This window comes from Herbinix luporum (assembly GCF_900070325.1).
GTDB classification, from domain to species: Bacteria; Bacillota; Clostridia; order Lachnospirales; family Lachnospiraceae; genus Mobilitalea; species Mobilitalea luporum.
On the sequence record NZ_LN879430.1, the window covers coordinates 1,962,997 to 1,980,090 of the forward strand.

The window sequence follows — 17,094 nt, forward strand, 5'->3', positions numbered from 1 at the left end:
AATTATAGATAAAAGATTTATTATTTTATATAAAGTTCTTATTTCAAATTTATGATATTATTTTTTATTGATATAAGCATATAAAAAAAGATGACTAATATGGCTAATTTAACAATAAAGTCATCTTTTTTATTTGTATATACAATATGACTTATTTAAACTTAATTAGATGTCTTATCTAAGGTTTCCCAAATACCTGTTATATACATTGCTCCTAAAGCACGGTCATAAAGGCCATATCCCGGTCTTCCGGTCTCACCCCATATCATTCTTCCGTGATCAGGTCGTATATAACCTGTGAACTTATTTTTATGAAGTACTTTTACAATTTCAACTATATCCAGTGAGCCACAGGGTGAATAATGGGCACTTTCTTCAAAACTTCCGTCATCTAAAAGTTTAACGTTCCTTATATGCATAAAATGAATTCTTCCCAGGGCTGAATACTTATCAACCATGTTTACAATATTGTTAAAGTGGGCACTTCCCAGGGATCCGGTACAGAAGGTAAGTCCATTATAGGGGCTGTCCACCAACTTTAGGAATCGGTCTAAATTAGCTTCAGTTGTAATAATACGTGGAAGTCCAAAGATAGGATATGGAGGGTCATCCGGGTGTATTGCCATTTTCACATCACATTCTTCTGCAACCGGTATAATCTCCTTAAGGAAGTATTCTAAATTGCTCCAAAGCTTCTCCTCATCCACAGACTTATACTTTTCAAATATTTCTGAAAGCTCATCCTTTGTGTAACTAGAATCCCATCCGGGCAGGGAAAGTTCTCCCTTAAGTGGATCCATCTTGGTTAATTGGTCTTTATAATATACAAGGGCTGTTGATCCGTCTTCTAAAACCTTATCAAGCTGGGTTCTGGTCCAGTCAAAGACAGGCATAAAGTTGTAGCATATTACCTTTACTCCGGCCTTAGATAATCTGCGTATATTTTCCTTATAATTATCTATATAGGTCTGTCTAGAAGGCAAGCCAAGCTTAATATCTTCGTGTACAGGAACGCTTTCAATAACCTCGAACTTAAGGCCTGCTCTTTCCACCTCATCCTTTAAGCTGTCAATGCTTTCCTGGCTCCAAACTTCACCTACAGGTGTATCGTATATTGCTGTCACTATGCTGTGCATATTGGGTATCTGTTTAATATAATCAATTCTTACCGGGTCGTCTTTTCCATACCAACGAAATGATAACTTCATAGTAAATTCCTCCATATCAAAATTATTTTAAACATTATTTATACAATATTCTTTTACCAAGCTAATCAATTAATACAATGAATTTATATAAATTTGTTTTTGATAAAATAGTAATGGTACTGTATATTATTATAATTAATCTCCCTTATTATTTCCTATGTTTTTATTGCTATTTGACTTGCAAAAATTGCTGTGATATTATGCATATATCCAGTGAAAATTGTTGTAACTTGGAGGTCAATATGAAAAAAGCAACTCATCCCTACCTTACCAGACAAAATATGATGACCAGCGATTATGAAATCTTTCATTATTCAGACACCAATTTATATAAAGTAAACCTTCATCACCATGATTTTTATGAATGTTACCTCTTTATTTCCGGAGATGTAACTTATATTATAGAGGGAAAAACCTATACACTTATTCCGGGAGATATTGTATTAATTAACTCAAGGGATCTCCATCAGCCTATAATAAACAAAGTATCAAAACCCTATGAACGTATTGTCTTGTGGATTAACAAAGAATTTCTTAATAGCCTTTCTACAAAGACCATGGATTTAAAAAGATGCTTTGAAGATCCCAAAAGAAAAAATGTATTACGAACAGATTTTGAAGTACAGGCTAATATTCGAAATATTTTATTTAAATTGCTAAATCTAGAGACTTACAAAGGGATGGGAAAGGACTTACTCTATAAAGCTTACCTGGTGGAGTTATTTGTATATATTAATACCCAATTATTCCATAATAATTCAAAAGCCAGTATAGAAATAAAAAAAAGCAGCCTTATTGACGAAATCATTCAATATATAAATAATAATATAAAAGAAGATATTAGGCTTGATGAGCTTTCCGAGAAATTTTATATAAGTAAATACCATATGTTAAGGGAATTTAAAAAACATACCGGAACCACCATACATAAATTTATTATTCAAAAAAAACTTATCCTTGCCAAAGAATATATATTAAACGGCATGCCCATAAATAGTGTTTATGAACATGCCGGTTTTGGAGATTATTCTAACTTTTTTCGAGCCTTTAAAAATGAGTATGGTTTAACACCTAAGCAATTTTATAAGATGATGAAGCGGGAATAAGGAAATTATTATTTTATTTTAACTATCTTAAGATCCTTAATCTCCATTCCACCCAGTCCAAAATAAAGCTTAATAAAATAGGTGTTTTGTAATACAGGCTCTTCAAAATCTATAATTTCAGTACGCCAGATCTTATCTGAGCCGGTTAGGGTAATGGTTTTTACAAAGTTCTGATTAAGGAAAATACTAAGGGGTATTTGTGCCAACTCACTTATATCTTCCATAGCTTTGCAAGTTATCTCCAGTCTATAATATCCGGCTTCCTGAATTGTTACCTGTAAATGGGTGCTTTCTCCTTTTTGGGTATTGATTAAGTCCCCGGATAAGGTAGCGCATTTATCTACATCTAGAGGAATCATATTTTGAATTATTCCATCGTCTTCTTCTAAAGACTTAGTCAACTGCTCATCCAGCTGGCTAAATATCCCTTGCTGACGTCTCCAGGCAAGGGTAGTTAAAAGATAGTTGCAAATATTAGCAGCGCTTCTTAAAAATTCTCCCCGACTTGTAGTTCCTTTTTCTAAAGCTTCAGCCAAATTATCATTACCCGAATTTTTCTTAGCATCTAAAACCACCATATATAGGTCATTTTGTGCCCGAACCATTGCAGCTACATTTTGAGGGCTAGCCTCTTCTCCTTCATCGTTACCTTTGGCAAACCAGTCGGTCATTACTATACCTTTGTAACCCCATTGCTTGCGAAGTATAGTGGTAACCAGATCATAATTACTGGAAGTCCATAGTCCGTTTACCGGGTTATAAGAGGTCATAATAGAATATGCTCCCCCTTCTTTTACGGCGATTTCAAAACCCTTAAGGTAAATCTCACGAAGGGCCCTTTCAGAAACAACAGCTTCTACATCATAGCGGTTAGATTCCTGATTATTACAAGCAAAATGCTTAATAGTACCGGTAACACCATATTTATGCATACCTTGAAGTTGAGCCACTGCCATTTTTCCCGTAAGCAAAGGATCTTCGGAGAAATATTCAAAATTGCGGCCATTAAGGGGATGACGATGAATATTCATGCCGGGGCCAAGTAGATTATCTATTTTGTTTCTCCTAAGTTCCAAGCCCTCATATCTAAATAGTTCTTCTACCAGCTCCATATTCCAGGTACATGCAAGGCATGTTCCAATCGGTAAGGCAAATGCCAGACTACCGCAATCCATGCGAATACCGCTGGGACCGTCGGCACAACAAGCCACCGGAAGTCCAAAGGACTTCAAGCTTTCTGTTACCCCTCCAAAGGCACCGGCTGTACCGGGAGTAACCTTAGGACTGCTCATTCCCTCACCACGGATTATGCAGCATAAATCCTCATCACTTAGCTGGCTTAAGAAGGTATCCATACTTACCTTACCACTTTCCACATCAGCCAGCTTATAGCCTAAATCTCCCGTATACTCCTTGGCTGGAGGTAGTTTTTTTTCCCGGGTCTTCTTAGGATCTATAGTACGAAGAGGAACCTTTTCAAAGCTTAATTGTCCGTCTTTACCGGGGCGCATCCGTTCAAATTCAGTTACAGGAGCCAAGGCTTCCTGAAGCTGTTCTATAAGCTTAAGACTTTCTATTGTAATACTGCCGGCAAGACTTGCCTCCCTAACATTTCCTCCTACATAAAATCCATATGATCCTTCTTCCAATACCCATGCTGACTTATATCCGGTTACACCTGAATCATCATAGCTTGACAGGGTACCTAAGGGAATTTCAATTCTTAGGTCTTGGCTTTCTCCCGGACTAAGAAGCTTACTTTTAGCAAAGCCTGCTAAAACCCTTTTAGGCTTTCCAAGCTTTCCTTGGGGTGCCTCACAGTAAACTTGAACAACTTCCTTACCGGCCATATTTCCGGTATTGGTAACAGCCACATCCACAGCCACCTTTAAATCATCCTGATATATGGCCCTACTTTGTATAGAAAATGTAGTGTAGGATAGACCATAGCCGAAAGGATATAAGACACGATCTTTGGCAAAGGTTTCAAAATACCTATATCCTACATAAATATCTTCCACATATAAATTGCGGGTGGGATTACCGTAATTTGCAGAGGAAGGATAGTCGGAAATTTCCTTGGCAATGGTATCCGTAAGCTTTCCGCAAGGGTTAACCTTCCCGGTTAATACATCTAAAGCACCATTTCCCCCTTCCTGGCCCCCCTGCCATAGATAGATTACCGAAGCCGGATTATATTTTTTTACCCAGCTCATATCAATAATATTTCCTACATTAAGAAGTACAATAGTCCGTTCAAATACACCACATACCTTTTTAAGCATATCTTCTTCGATTTCTGTAAGATAATAACTTCCTGCTTCTGCCACATTATCTTTATCTTCACCGGCTGTACGTCCGATAATAATTATAGCTGTATCATTATCTTGTCTGGCTCTTTCTACTAGTTCTTCTGTAAGAGGCATTTCTTCTTGGAACCAGGGTTCTTTTGCCCAACCATTACCGGCCTCATAAGGATGATCTTTCAGCCATTCCTCATAATGCTTTTTAACAGTCTGATCGATAAGGTATCCCCCTTCACCCTCTAGGGCCTCTGAAATTCCCACCACATATCTGGTGTTTACCATACCACCTGAACCTGTACCGCTTTTATAATAATTAAACTGAGCACGACCAAACAAGGCCACTTTACTTTTCGGTGCCAGAGGCAGAACATTATTGTCATTTTTAAGTAGAACAGCCCCTTCTGCTGCAGCTTGTCTTGCAACTTTAGCATACTCTTGTACATCAAAAATATTATCTTTCATCATAGGTACTCCTTTCTGTGCCTTATAGTATTATAAGGAATGTTTAAAATTAAAAACCATAGTTTAAAGGATTATTTATACCTTTCTATGGTTTTTATACTTTTAATTATTTATTATATTTAAATCTTTAGCCTATCATTATACCGTCGAATCATATTCATCCTAACAAATTATAGCTTTCATTTCAATGTTTTAAATTATGATAAATTTACTAAAAAATGTGCTATTTTACTAATATGCTACTATAATACCACCTTCGTTAGCATACATTGTGCTGACACCTGCTGTATCCACTATAAAGCAATCTTTAAAAGGAACTCTTTTTAATATTTCTTCTTTTACAAAATTAGCCCTCTCTTTACAATTACAATGGGCTATTCCCAGTATTTTTTCCTGGGACTTAATTACATCCCCTTCGATAATTTCTGACATCTTAATTAAGGTCTTGTTAATTCCTCTAGCTTGATCTAGCTTGCAGATAGTTCCTTCAGGAGTTGCTCCCATAACCGGCTTTATGTTTAAGACATTAGAGAGTATTGCTTTAATATGACTTAACCTGCCATTTTTTCTTAGGTTCTCCAGGCTTTCTATTACAAATTTAGTTTTCATTTCTGAACGGAAGATTTTTATTTTTTCAGTGATTTCATCAAAAATATGCCCGGAATTTATCAATTCCTTAATCTTCATTGCAATCAAAGTCTGCCCCACAGAGGCACTGCGAGAATCAATTACCTCTATTTTCTTATTGCTACTGGGATGCTCTTCTAAATATAATTTTTTAGCTAAAAGTGCACTGTTATATGATCCGCTTAACTCAGAAGATATGGTGACTACATAAGTATCCCCGTCACCTTCAAACTCCCTCATATAATCTTCCGGTGAGGGGCAGGCAGATTTGGGGCTGTTGGGGCTTTTATTCATTATATTTAAAAATTCTTTTTGGTTAAAATCCTCATTATCCACAATTATTTTATCATCAATTATTAAAGTTAAAGGTATTATTTTAAAATGTGAATCTGTCTTAAGCTGTATGGGTAAATCTGTACAGCTGTCTACTAAAATTTTATATTTCATCTTTGTCCTCCAGCATAAATATTTAACATTATATATATAAAAAGATTAGAACTAGATAATATAAACATTTACATTTATTTGATATTATTTACTATTCTATCTCATGTTATATCAATATTCCATGATATGGTTTTTGTTACTATATGATATATCATTTATATTATTATTTCAAGGGGTGAAGCCTAAATATTATAATAATTTCATAATTATTCTTCCCATGTTTTTAAATAAAATAAAAGTATAAAAAAAATAGTGGTATGGGATTATTAATCCCATACCACTACTATATAAGCTTTCCTTATCTATTGTGCTAGAAGCAGCATTATTTCATTACTTCTTTGTATAAACCTTGTCATGGCCTCAGGCTCTAAAGGCTTATGGCTTAAGTAAGCTAGGTCATATAACTGCTCACAAATCATAGGGGTATGTTCTGAATTTTCATTGGCAATTATATATTGTACTAGCTTATGATTTGCATTAAGAACCAGGGTTTCTCCACCTGCAAACATACTATCATCCATGGCGCCCATATTATACATTCTCATCATATCCTGCATTCTGCGGCTTTCCTCAGATAAAGTAATTACAGAAGATACCTTATCGTTCTTAAGCTTCTCTACCTTAACTTCTAGCTTCTCTTTACCTAATACCTTTCGGAATAATTTTGTCATAGCTTCTGTATTATTCTTTAATAGCTTTTTATCTTTCTTTTTAGTTTCGTCCCTGAAGCTATCTGTAATATCTGCGTCAATACGCATAAATCTAACCTTCTGATTTTTATACTCAACATGGGTTATAAAGGGCTGATCAATATTATGGGTTAGATAAACTGCATCTAGGCCTGCCTCTTTAAACATATTGATATACTGACTTTGCTGCTTTTCATCAGTTATATAATATACAGTTACTTTTTCATCTTCTTTAAGCTCCTGGTCATCCTCAGTGGAAGAACTGTCAGTCTTCTCTTTTCCTTCATCGGTGGATTTATCTTCTTCCTTCTTATCATCAAATGATTTAGATTTTGCTGCCTCAATATAATCATCTAAGGTAATATATTTACCTTCCAGGTTCTTATATATAATAAAGTCTTTCATCTTATCGCTGAACTTATCATCTTTTAAGCAGCCAAATTTTATAAAGGGACTGATATCATCCCAGAAATTCTCATAGTTTTCTCTTTCAACCTTATACATACCGGAAAGCTTATCTGCTACTTTCTTGGTAATATAATCAGAAATCTTCCTTACAAAACCATCATTTTGTAAAGCACTTCTAGATACATTAAGGGGTAGGTCCGGACAATCGATAACCCCCTTTAAGAGCATTAAAAATTCCGGAGTTACTTCCTTAATATTGTCAGCGATAAATACCTGGTTGCTATAAAGCTTTATTACACCTTCAATAGAATCATATTCCGTATTAATTTTGGGGAAATATAATATACCCTTTAAGTTAAAGGGATAATCCATATTCAGATGTATCCAGAACAAGGGCTCTTTGTAATCATGGAATACTTCCCTATAAAACTTCTTATATTCTTCCTCTGTGCAATCATTAGGATGCTTTGTCCACAAAGGAGTTGTATCATTTAGTGGCTTTGGTGCCTCATCTTCGGCTTTCTTATCCTTGTCCTTATCCTTATCTTTTTCCTTTTCCTTAGGAGCATTGGCATTCTCAAAATAAATCTCTACCGGCATAAAGGAGCAATATTTATTAATAACTTCCTTCACTCGGTATTCATTGGAGAATTCATAACTGTCTTCATTAAGATGGAGAGTAATATCGGTTCCCCGCTCACTTCTGCTTCCTTCTCTCATCTCATACTCTAAGCCACCTTCAGATTCCCAATAAACAGGAGCTGCATCCTTTTGCCAGGACAAAGTATTAATTGTAACTTTATCAGCCACCATAAAGGCAGAATAGAAGCCCAGTCCGAAATGTCCTATTATTTGATCATCACTGGCCTTATCCTTATATGTTTCAATAAATTTTTTCGCCCCTGAAAATGCAATCTGATTAATATATTCCTTAACTTCCTCTGCGGTCATTCCTACACCGTTATCGGAAAAGCAAATTGTTTTTTCTTCCGGGTTTATTGTAACCACAACTTTATAATGAGTATCCTCCGGAATGTCTGCCTCACCCATAATTTCAAGTTTCTTTAATTTAGTAATGGCATCGCATCCGTTGGATATCAACTCACGGACAAAAATGTCATGATCTGAATATAACCATTTCTTAATAATAGGAAATATATTTTCCGAATTAATCGATAGATTACCTCTTTCTGTACTCATACATTTTTAATTGAGCCAAGTTACACAGCCCAATTACTCCTCCTTTCCTATTCTAGTTGTTCTTTATGTCTTTCCTTTATCAGATATAATAATATGTAAAAAATGAAAAGTCAAGAAAATTTTAGCACTCTCTTGGGTAGAGTGCTAACAACAACTTTTATTCCTCTTCAAAATAGATACTTTGGCTATGTAAAAATTTCTTTACCCAAGTATCCCATTCTTGGTCAATTGTTTTATCAAGGGTAAATATCTTCATAGCTGTGCCGGTTATTATACGAAGTTCATTTTTTTCAAAGCGAATATTTAGGAATAATCCGGCTACTTCTTCTAGGTTAAACTTTACCCCAAGGCTCTCTGAAAATTTACCATAGTCCCCCTTTGGCAATTGGAATACTATTTTCATAGAAAGGGGAGTTTTGTTACCCCGAATCATGGCTAAGGCAATAGCCCTTATATCCCTCCAGAATACAGCACTACTGCCCCTTTCCTCTAATTCATCCTTGGAAAAAAAACTTTCGTGAAATTGTCCCGTTACATTAAAGCTGGTAAATGTCTGAATTTCCATTTCCTTTAAAACAAATTCATCAAATAAAGTATTTGTTAGAAGTTTTGCCATAAAAGACTTAACATCATCAATTTTTAATGAAATCATCTTCTTTTGCAGACCTGCTCTCTTTTTTATACTTATTCATTTAAATTACTGGTATATATTCTTCCATATTACAAACAATAAAATTACTTTATATTTATATAAGTAGCAGTGTTCTAAAAAATGAGGAGGTTTGTATTATGTATTTTGAGCCAAGCAAAAAAACAACCTATCGTTTTCCTTCCGCACAAAGTGTTGCAAAACTTGATAACCGTATGTATTTTCCCGAGAAACCTGACCATGCAAAGGAAGCTTCTCATTATGATTATAACGAAAGTTGCGACTATATGCCGGAAAGAGAACACTACTATGATTAAATCATATATTTATTAAAATATTATATATTTATTATTTTATATTATATTATCTTATATTTAGATTAAATAATCAAATTCAGTAAATATAGGATTAAAAGATGGGCAGGGTAAAAGGCATAGAAGAAATACTTTATGTCTTTACCCTTCTTTCCGTTATAAAAGGATATAGGTATCAAGGATAAAACAGAAAATGCCTGAACTACATTTGGGCTTAATATAATTAAAGATATAATAAGCAAAGGCTTGCTACCTCTAAATAGATAAAAGGCAACAATAAGGAGTACTCCCATAAAACGGTAATCTGTTCTTAATATAGCTGCCACAATGCTCAATGCTATTGTAATTCCTGCATTTAAAAGATTAACAATTAGCATATTATTTTTATATCTTTTCTCAACCATATTAATCAAATATATACTAAGCAGTCCAATAAATAATGTAAAGAATATATTTTGATGCCCAAAATAAAAATATGTATTATAAAAAGCCAAATCAAATGGTATTTCTGATATTAAGGCAAAGATTCCTAATCTTATTAGGTATTTTTTTATATTCCTTGTATGAAAAAAACCTTCCACTAATAAAAAGACAAAGATAGGTAAGGCCAGTCTTCCTATTAACCTTCCTCCGGCATAAAGCAAGGAATATTCCCTTAAAAACACATATGATACATGATCAATTAACATAGAAATTATTGCTATTAGCTTTAAAGCAAATGTACTCATAAATTATACCTTCCTTAAATTAAATTTAATTATATATGCATTCTTTTATTTAATTCTGCTTTCATATTCTCCCCTTGAAATAAAATCAAAGCCGAAAGGGAAATAATACTTGCGGCAACACAGATAATTGATGGGAAAATTACATTTAACCAGCCACATATAAAAAAGATTGCCGGAATAAGTCCAAAGATTGCATCTATAAAAAGATATATTATTAAATCTCTGACACCTATCTTTAATAACTTTGCTCCTACCGCCATAACTATCATAGCCAGTACGCATACGGAAGGTATGACATAATCAAGAGACCATCCCCTCCATCCCATGGATTTGTCCCATATTACCGAAAGAATGCCAATTACCCCTACCTGCCAAAGAATTGTTTTTGCTATATTATTTTTCTTGCGAATAATAAAATACAGGCTAATCCACATACATAAAACACCGGCTGCCACCAATAAAGACCAACGAGATTCTGCCCCAAATATCAAATTAATAGCAAAACTGGCCACCACAGCTACTATGGAAATCAATAAGAGGATTCTAATAAAAAGATTAAATTCTTGGTAAATGGTCGGAATATAAGGAAAGACATCTTCCTTAGAATCACCCTTACCTTCCATAATTCCTGCACATAAGGGGCATACAGTATGGTCCCCTTTTATATTTACTTTACAATAGTTACAGCTTTGCATTTAAATCACCTTCATATTTGTAGAAATAGTAATGTCTATATTTTCATTTGCCAGGTAACGGAAAAAATTCTTCTGAATATCGGTAGCTATAAAAGGTGATGTAAAACTTATCACCAGATTATCTCCAAATGAACATATGGCAATCTGAGGCCTTTTTGCACTGGTAAAACAATTAAACATCTTAATATAAGGTGCCAGTTCATCACTGATTGTAATCTTACCGACATTAGAAAGAGTCGCTGTGATTTGCTTGTCATTTAGCCAATTGGCAAAGCGAAGTACCTTGTCCTTAATTATCAGAGGAACCACCCGCATAAATACATTATGTTCCAAGGCTGAAAGGCGATTCATATGCTCTTTTAGTTTTTCTTCTGTCAGCTCCATCTTAAAAGCCTTCTTAACTTCCTCAATAATATCCTCTAGCTTGTCACCTAGGCTGCTAAAATCATAGCTTACATTGATGGTTGAAAAGAAATTCCTGGCTGTAACCGAAGGAAAAAAGCTCCTTAAATTTACCGGAACAGACAGTACAACAGGATACTTCCTACTTCTTGCCGGCATTTCATCATAAATAGCCTTAATAAACAAGGCAGTCAAAAACACCGTAAGGGTAGTATCATATTTGTGAGCAAGATTTAATACATCTTTAACCGGCATTATCCCTTCAATAACCTTAATTCTATTATCTATAAATCTTCTGCCCTGTATTCTATAGGCTTTTGTAATTTTAAATTTCTTAGGTATGCTCCTTTTTGTATAATGCTTTAAAAAACTGTCATCCATCTTCTGTGATAGGGAAGCATCATAGTCTAATACAGGAAGTTTATCTTTAAAATCTTCTCTATAACGTTTGGTAATATAATAATAAAGTAGGGTCTTTAAAAAACCTAAAGCACCGGTACCGTCTGTAAGGGCGTGAAACACCTCCAGATTAATCCGGTTCTTATAATAGGTTACCTCAAATAAGAGATTCCTACGATTTGGATAATATAAGATACCACAGGGTGACTTATTTTCTTCTTCTACCTCAGGCAAAAGCTCCGTACCTTCAAAGTAGTACCAAAAAACTCCCCTTCTAAGTACCGAACGGTAAAAGGGAAAAAGAAGCATGGTCTTATCTAATGCCTCTTGAAGAATAGATTTATCAATTTCATCATTAAGCTCACAGACAAAGCGGAAAACCTTGGTATCCCTTTCATTGCTTGTGGGCGGAAATATCTTTGCTGCATTATCCAGTTTGGTCCATTCTACAGGCCTTCTTTTTGCCATAGAGCAAAAACTCCTTTTTATTCTAACAGTATTACTTTAGTAATTAATTATAATTCATTGTTTAAAAATTTGCTTATTATTTCATAACTGCCCTTAACATGAACAAAATGCTTTGGTAAGGATATAAAACCGTGAAGTGCATCCTTCATTCGATATATATAAACGGTATTATTAAACTCCTTAAGCTTTCTGCCATAAGCTTCTGCCTCATCTCTTAGGGGATCATATTCTGCTGTTATAATAAGTGTCTTTGGCTGATTAGATAAGTCCTTTGCAATCAAGGGAGCAAGATAAGGATTGCTTAAGTCATTTTCTGAGCTTATATATAAGTCCATATAATCCCTAATTCTTTTTGATGTAAGTAAATAATCCTTACCGAATTTACTTATTGAAGGAAACCCCGTTTCATCAGAATGGTCATTATGGGTTGAGGGATAAAAAAGGATTTGTCTTGATATATTAAACTCACCCTTATCCCTTGCCATTAATGATACCGCCGCTGCTAAGTTACCTCCGGCACTGTCTCCTATAATTGTAATATCATCCATGGAGACACCAAAAAGAGTGGAATTTAAAAACACTTCTCTGGTAACCGTGTAGCAATCTTCTAGGCCTAAAGGAAATCTGTGTTCCGGTGCTAAGCGGTAATCCACAGAAACAACCACAGCCCCTGTTTGATTTGCCATATTATAACAAACATTACTATAACTGTCGATATTACCGATAACCCAGCCTCCTCCATGAAAAAAAATCAAAACCCGGTCTGCTTTATCAAAGGAGGCCTTTGAGGGCATAAAAATCCTTACCGGAATTTCATGATCAATTCCGGTAATAGTATGGTCCCATATCTTATATCTTGGCTTTAGATATGGGTGCATTGCAGTATTTATCTGACGGTGTATTTTATAATTTTTCTTAATATCCAAATCCGGATATGACAATGCTTTTAACGCAATTTTCATGGCTTTGTTAATCGCCATAAATTCCTCCTAAAGTTTGCTAAGATAATTCTATCTAAGTTATATTAAAAAGTCAAACTAAAGTATATTATAGTAGAGGCTTATATTAAGCTAAATCATATACAATTAATTGCTGTTTTATACTTATAATTAATATTGGCATATATATAATTGAGGAAAATTCCTTCATATGCTATACTAATTATGACCACAAAAGAGGAGGTATTTTTTTTATGTATTATAAGCAATATGGTAATACCAATATGAAGGTAAGTGCTGTAGGCATGGGAACCATGCGCTACAACGATGATGATATTAATGCCGGTAACTTAGAAAAATGTGCGGAAATAGTATTATATGCCCATGAAAAAGGCATAAATTTTTTTGACAGTGCACCTTTTTACTGCCAGGATAAAAGTGAAATAATCACCGGTATGGCCCTATCTCAATTACCAAGAGACAGCTACTTTATCTCTTCTAAGGTAAACTTAGGTACCCTAGATAAAAAATCCTCAGCCGATGATTTTCGCCGTAGGCTTGAAACTTCCCTAAAACGGCTTAAGGTTGATTATCTGGATTTTTATTATTTATGGTGCATGCTGGATATGGAATCTTTTAAAAAGCAATACGATCTTTTATATAAACATTTTGAACAGGCAAAATCAGAGGGCCTTATTCGCCATATAACCGTATCATCCCATATGCAGGGTAATGATTTGGAGAAGCTGGTAGATACGGAGGCATTTTCCGGTATACTAATAGGATATAATGCCCTTAACTACCGTTTCCGTCAGGCAGGTATTGCAGCTGCCTATAATAAAGGTATGGGTATAACAGTAATGAATCCCTTAGGTGGAGGATTAATTCCCGAAAACCCAGAATACTTCTCATATCTAACTGAAGGAAGTGACCTTACAGTTGCCCAAGCAGCCCTTAGGTTTGTAGCTTCCCACAAGGAAATATCCGTAGCCTTGGCAGGATGTACTACAAAAGAGCATGTAGATGATGCAGTTAAAGCTGTTGAAGGCCTTGTTGAAAAACCTGCTGCAGAAATATATAAGGAATATGAAAACAGTGGACTTGCTCTAAATAATCTATGTACCGGATGTGCTTACTGCGACTCTTGTCCACAGGGTATTGAAATTCCCAAATTTATGGATGCCTATAATCTACATATATTCGGAAAAAATATGGCTGACCGCCTAAAACATCACTGGAGCCTACCAATCAACAAGGCTGCCGAATGTATAAGATGTGGCAAGTGTGAAGACCTATGTACACAGCATCTTCCTATAATGGATAGGTTAGAAGAAATTGCACAACTTAACTAAATAATTTAAATATAAATAATATTTTAAGGGTTACCTAATTTATATAATACATATTATAAGATTTAGGTAACCCTTATTTTTATATTTGCTTTCCTTCTTATTAAATACCCATACAAAAACACTTGCAAAATAATCTTCATAAGATACAATAGTAATGATAATATTACGTCTAAACGTAATTTTTTTATGAAATGAACGAAAATTTAGGAGGTTATTAATGATACAAGCCAGTAACATAACATTAAGATTAGGAAAGCGTGCCTTGTTCGAGGATGTTAATATAAAGTTTACCGAGGGCAATTGCTATGGTATCATCGGTGCTAACGGTGCCGGTAAGTCCACCTTTCTTAAAATATTAAGTGGACAAATAGAGCCTACCAAGGGAGAAGTTATTATTACCCCGGGTCAAAGATTATCCTTCCTTCAACAGGACCATTTTAAATATGATGAATTTCCTGTACTAGATACAGTAATTATGGGTAATCAAAGACTCTATGATATAATGAAAGAAAAAGATGCCATCTATTCTAAAGAGGACTTTACCGATGAGGACGGTATCCGGGCCAGCGAATTAGAAGCTGAGTTTGCTTCCATGAACGGTTGGGAATCAGAATCCGATGCAGCTTCACTTCTTAACGGTCTTGGCATCGAAACAGATCTTCATTATAAATTAATGAGGGAACTAAACGGTAGTGAAAAAGTTAAAGTACTTTTAGCCCAAGCTTTATTTGGTAATCCCGATATTCTTCTTCTGGACGAGCCTACCAACCATTTGGATTTGGAGGCAATCCGCTGGTTGGAGGAATTTTTAATTAATTTCGAAAACACAGTAATTGTAGTATCCCATGACCGTTACTTCTTAAATAAAGTATGTACCCATATAGCAGATATTGACTATGCCAAGATTCAGCTATATGCCGGTAACTATGATTTCTGGTATGAATCCAGTCAGCTTATGTTAAGGCAGATGAAGGAAGCCAATAAAAAGAAGGAAGAAAAAATCAAAGAACTTAAAGAATTTATTCAGCGCTTCTCTGCCAATGCCTCTAAGTCTAAGCAGGCAACCTCAAGAAAGAAGGCTTTGGAAAAAATTCAACTGGAAGATATTCGTCCTTCCAGCAGAAAATATCCCTATATTGATTTTAGACCCAGCAGGGAAATTGGTAATGAAGTACTTACCGTCAGCAATATTTCAAAAACTATAGATGGAGTGAAGGTATTAAATGATATCAGCTTTATCGTGGGCCGTGAGGACAAGATTGCCTTTGTAGGACCTGATACTTTAGCTACTACTACCCTCTTTAAAATCCTAGCCGGTGAATTAGAGCCGGACTCAGGTACTTATAAATGGGGAGTAACCACCAGTGTATCATATTTCCCTAAGGATAATACAAAACTATTTGATAGTGAAGAGACCATAGTGGACTTTCTTATGCCTTATTCTCCCGAAAAGGACGTAACTTATGTCCGTGGCTTTATGGGTAGGATGCTATTTTCCGGTGAAGAAGGTTCTAAGAAACTAAATGTCCTATCCGGTGGAGAAAGGGTTCGTGTTATGTTGTCCCGTATGATGATTGCAGGTTCTAATGTATTAATCTTAGATGAGCCTACCAACCATCTGGATATGGAATCTATCACATCCTTAAACAACGGTCTGATTAAATTCCCCGGTGTAGTTTTGTTCACTTCACAGGATCATCAATTTATACAAACTACTGCAAATCGTATTATGGAGATAACTCCTAGCGGATTAATCGACAAAATTACAACCTATGATGAATATCTTGACAGCGATGTTATGGCCAGAAAAAGACAGGTTATGAGAATTAATAAAACCGAAGAGGAAGAATCAATATAATTGACAATATAATATAATTTTTTTAGAATGAATATGGTGGTTAGATGTCATTATCATTGGGAGGATTCTATATGGGTAAGATATTTAAGTTTTTATCTAGAAATCTTTCTCTACTGGCCTTTATATGCATATATATAATTGTTGCAGTAACATTAATATTTCTTGAGTCCTTTCAATTTGATACCCAGTGTTTGGTCCTTACTACTCTAGCACCATTTTTCATTATGGGAGCCATATTAGATTATATGGTCTATAATAATAAGGAACTAAAGCCGGGCTACAAAATTTTAGCCCAGCTTTTACCTACGGGGATATTTTTACTCTTTGGCATGTCAGTTATAGCAGATAAAATGGATCAATATCCCCCTGAATCCTTTAATTATTTAATTTGGTTGTTTTATCCTATATCCTTATTTATTGCAAGCTATTTCAAGGAAAACCATCGAAATAGAATGTTTTCTGCACTGTTAGGATGCGGCTTTGTAGCTGCTGTCTATCTTCACCTGACCACCTTAACTAATCAGTTAAATGAGGGAAGCGGATTAATTATATATCTAATTTGTCTGTTTTTGATTTTTTATGCTGCAGCCGGACTTAAAAAACTAGTTTTTATAGGCGGGGTATTGGGATTTCTAGATGGGGCTGCTTTGATATTTCTAAAACATAACCCTCTATCAGAATCAGATTACAAATATGGTTGGGACTTTAATATTGCCTATAGATTTGAACTTATATTACTGACTAACTTTATAATATGTAGCATACTTTGTCTCCATGCTGCAATAAAAAGAAGCTTGTAAATAAAAATCACCTTCCCTAGTGAAGGTGATTTTTTAAG

14 protein-coding genes are annotated in these 17,094 nt (G+C 34.8%); 5 read left to right on the top strand and 9 right to left on the bottom strand.

Translation table 11 applies throughout. The features are described from left to right. Positions 1-161: 161 nt before the first annotated feature. Positions 162-1,208 (bottom strand): mannonate dehydratase, encoded by a 1,047-nt coding sequence (gene uxuA / locus SD1D_RS09105; protein WP_058258621.1) that lies wholly within the window; start codon positions 1,206-1,208, stop codon positions 162-164. Between the two features lie 242 nt (positions 1,209-1,450). Here uxuA and SD1D_RS09110 point away from each other — a divergent pair, with 242 nt between their 5' ends. Continuing rightward, the gene (locus SD1D_RS09110; protein WP_058258622.1) at positions 1,451-2,314 is read left to right on the top strand and encodes an AraC family transcriptional regulator; all 864 of its coding nucleotides are present in this window, start codon (positions 1,451-1,453) and stop codon (positions 2,312-2,314) included. A gap of 8 nt (positions 2,315-2,322) precedes the next feature. On the opposite strand, the gene SD1D_RS09115 is transcribed toward SD1D_RS09110, so the two are convergent. The 4 genes from SD1D_RS09115 to SD1D_RS09130 all read right to left on the bottom strand — a co-directional run bounded on the left by SD1D_RS09115 (position 2,323) and on the right by SD1D_RS09130 (position 9,105). Beyond that, complete coding sequence (locus SD1D_RS09115; RefSeq protein WP_058258623.1) at positions 2,323-5,082, bottom strand: glycoside hydrolase family 3 protein; 2,760 nt, start codon at positions 5,080-5,082, stop codon at positions 2,323-2,325. A 231-nt stretch (positions 5,083-5,313) separates the two neighbouring features. Then, positions 5,314-6,156, bottom strand: a complete 843-nt coding sequence (locus tag SD1D_RS09120) for a DegV family protein (protein ID WP_058258624.1) — start codon at positions 6,154-6,156, stop codon at positions 5,314-5,316. 302 nt (positions 6,157-6,458) lie between these two features. Further along, on the bottom strand, positions 6,459-8,453 hold the full coding sequence (gene htpG / locus SD1D_RS09125) for a molecular chaperone HtpG (protein ID WP_058258625.1): 1,995 nt from the start codon (positions 8,451-8,453) through the stop codon (positions 6,459-6,461). A 157-nt stretch (positions 8,454-8,610) separates the two neighbouring features. After that, entirely contained in the window at positions 8,611-9,105 is a 495-nt protein-coding gene (locus tag SD1D_RS09130; RefSeq protein ID WP_058258626.1) for a DUF5721 family protein, read from the bottom strand. 137 nt (positions 9,106-9,242) lie between these two features. Here SD1D_RS09130 and SD1D_RS12195 point away from each other — a divergent pair, with 137 nt between their 5' ends. Further along, on the top strand, positions 9,243-9,419 hold the full coding sequence (locus SD1D_RS12195; RefSeq protein ID WP_157893117.1) for a hypothetical protein: 177 nt from the start codon (positions 9,243-9,245) through the stop codon (positions 9,417-9,419). Positions 9,420-9,481: 62 nt separating this feature from the next. Here the strand turns inward: SD1D_RS12195 and SD1D_RS09135 are convergent, their stop codons facing one another. The 4 genes from SD1D_RS09135 to SD1D_RS09150 are packed head-to-tail and all read right to left on the bottom strand — an operon-like array spanning position 9,482 to position 13,088. Then, a complete protein-coding gene (locus tag SD1D_RS09135) occupies positions 9,482-10,144 on the bottom strand; it encodes a TraX family protein (protein ID WP_058258627.1) in 663 nt (220 codons plus the stop codon). A gap of 29 nt (positions 10,145-10,173) precedes the next feature. Continuing rightward, positions 10,174-10,839 (bottom strand): DUF6320 domain-containing protein, encoded by a 666-nt coding sequence (locus tag SD1D_RS09140; RefSeq protein WP_058258628.1) that lies wholly within the window; start codon positions 10,837-10,839, stop codon positions 10,174-10,176. Continuing rightward, entirely contained in the window at positions 10,840-12,108 is a 1,269-nt protein-coding gene (locus SD1D_RS09145; RefSeq protein ID WP_058258629.1) for a condensation domain-containing protein, read from the bottom strand. It lies immediately after the preceding gene. A gap of 47 nt (positions 12,109-12,155) precedes the next feature. Further along, positions 12,156-13,088, bottom strand: a complete 933-nt coding sequence (locus SD1D_RS09150; protein ID WP_058258630.1) for an alpha/beta hydrolase — start codon at positions 13,086-13,088, stop codon at positions 12,156-12,158. 212 nt (positions 13,089-13,300) lie between these two features. Between SD1D_RS09150 and SD1D_RS09155 the strand changes: the two genes are divergently transcribed. The 3 genes from SD1D_RS09155 to SD1D_RS09165 all read left to right on the top strand — a co-directional run bounded on the left by SD1D_RS09155 (position 13,301) and on the right by SD1D_RS09165 (position 17,056). Next, a complete protein-coding gene (locus tag SD1D_RS09155; protein WP_058258631.1) occupies positions 13,301-14,398 on the top strand; it encodes an aldo/keto reductase in 1,098 nt (365 codons plus the stop codon). Positions 14,399-14,615: 217 nt separating this feature from the next. Further along, positions 14,616-16,256 carry an ABC-F family ATP-binding cassette domain-containing protein gene (locus SD1D_RS09160; RefSeq protein ID WP_058258632.1) on the top strand — a complete coding sequence of 547 codons (1,641 nt, stop codon included), beginning with the start codon at positions 14,616-14,618 and terminating at the stop codon, positions 16,254-16,256. Positions 16,257-16,327: 71 nt separating this feature from the next. Continuing rightward, on the top strand, positions 16,328-17,056 hold the full coding sequence (locus tag SD1D_RS09165; RefSeq protein WP_058258633.1) for a hypothetical protein: 729 nt from the start codon (positions 16,328-16,330) through the stop codon (positions 17,054-17,056). Positions 17,057-17,094: the final 38 nt, after the last annotated feature.